Here is a 1,995-nt window from a genome sequence, read left to right as displayed (position 1 = left end):
TCCTGCGACGCCGGGCCGGGGCCGGAGCCGGAATGGACAAAGTAGGATGGATCAACTCCCGCGCTACGCGCGAAGAGTTCCATAAATACTCCATTTTGTCCGATTTATCTCCGCTTCACACCCGCACGGAGCCACCCTCATGGACAACCCGTCCAAGGCCGACACCGACAGCGCGATAGAGACGCGCGGTATCGAACCCGTCCCGGACCACGAGCGCCGGGGCAGAGTCCGCGAGCTCTTCCCGACCTGGGTCGCGGCGAACATCAGCGTCCTGCTGCTCACCATGGGTGCGGCCCTGGTGGTGTTCAACCACTTGAACTTCTGGCAGGTCCTGGTCGTCGCGGCGTGCGCAGCGCTCGTCTCGTTCGGCCTGGTCGGCGTGCTGTCGGTCTCCGGCAAGTGGGGCGGGGCGCCGGGCGCCACCCTCTCGCGGGCCACCTTCGGGGTGCGCGGGAACCTCTTCCCCGGCGCGATCCTGTGGATCGCCCGGTTCGGCTGGGAGACGATCAACGCCGTCACCGGCGCCTACGCCGTGCTGACCGTCCTCGACCTGCTCTTCGGCGTCAAGAGCAACACCGCGCTGATCGTGATCACGCTCTTCGCCTTCGTCGCCTGCACCTTCCTGGTCTCCGGCATGGGCCGCAAGGCGCTGAACGTCTGCAACACCTGGTCGACGTACCTCTTCGGCGTCTTCAGCGTGCTGGTGCTGGGCTACCTGGTCGCGACCATGCACTGGAGCGAGGTCTTCGCCAAGCCCGCGGGCACCACCGCGATGATGATCGCCGGCATCGGGACCATCGCCGCCGGCGGCATCAGCTGGGTCCCCACCGGCCCGGACTTCGCCCGCTACCTGCCGCACGCCGCCTCCGGCAGGAAGATCGTCGGCGTGACGGTCTCCGGTGCCGGCCTGGTGATGGTGCCGATGGTGCTGATGGGCGCCGTGATGGCGGTGGCCTCGCCCGGCCTGGCGCAGGCCGCGGACCCGGTCTCCTTCCTCGGCGACCTGCTGCCGACCTGGCTGGCCGTGCCGTACCTGCTGACCGCGATCGTGGGCATGCTGCTGATCAACAGCCTCTCCATGTACTCGGCCGGCTTCACCGCGCAGACCATGGGCGTCCGGCTGCCGCGCGCCATGGCCGTCAGCATCAACGCCGTGATCTCGCTGGTCGGCGGCCTGCTGCTGATGCTGGTCGCCAAGAGCTTCCTGGGCTCCTTCATCACCTTCCTGATCCTGCTCGCCGTCTCCTTCTCGGCCTGGATCGGCGTCTACGCGGTGGACATGTTCCGGCGCCGTTCGCGTGCGGTGCGCTACGACGCCGCCGCGCTGATGGACACCAGCAGGAACAGCCGGTACTGGTACGTGGGCGGCTTCTGCTGGCAGGCGATGGTGTCCTGGGTGCTCGCGCTGCTGGCCGGGCTCGCCTTCACCAAGTGCGACTGGTTCGCCGGCCCGCTCTCCGACACCCCCATCGGCAAGTACGGGCTCGCCTGGGCGGCGACCATCGTGATCTCCGGCGTGATCATGGCCGTGCTCCCCGCGCCCCGGGAGAACACCCCCGCCACCGCCGGCCAGGCCGTCGGCCTCCAGGCGGAGCAGGCCGAGGCGGAGCAGGCCGAACAGGTCACCGTCTGACCGCACGGCGCGAACCTGCGCACACCCTCCGGACCGCCCGGTCGTCGGCTCAGTTGAGCCGGCGACCGGGCGGTCCCGTTCGGCGGCCTTCGACCGGCCGGGCGGTGGGGTGCAGGGCGGTGTGACGCCCTCGCGGCCGAGCGTCCGGCACCTCCGGTACGTCCGGTACGTGAAGCCGTGGATGCCGGGCGGATCGATCCCGTCCCGGCGGGCCTCGGGCGGCAGAGGCAGCCGGTACGGGCCGGGGGTGGCGGCCGGGAGCAGCCGCGCGTCGGCGAGGCGTTCGTTCCGGGGCGTGTTCCGCGCGCTGCGGTGCGGTGTCGAGCGGTGTCGAGCGGTGTCGCCGCGATCTGGGCGGTGAT

General features: G+C 70.3%; 1 protein-coding gene. It reads left to right on the top strand.

Going from position 1 to position 1,995, the window contains the following annotated elements:
• The first annotated feature begins 139 nt into the window (after window positions 1-139).
• Complete coding sequence (locus J0670_RS36770; protein WP_207817123.1) at window positions 140-1,633, top strand: cytosine permease; 1,494 nt, start codon at window positions 140-142, stop codon at window positions 1,631-1,633.
• The last annotated feature ends 362 nt before the right edge of the window (window positions 1,634-1,995 follow it).

It is taken from the genome of Streptomyces sp. FH025 (assembly GCF_017427025.1).
Taxonomy (GTDB): Bacteria; Actinomycetota; Actinomycetes; order Streptomycetales; family Streptomycetaceae; genus Kitasatospora.
Note: the sequence above shows the minus strand (reverse complement) of the source record. Positions and strands in the feature narration are given on the sequence as shown.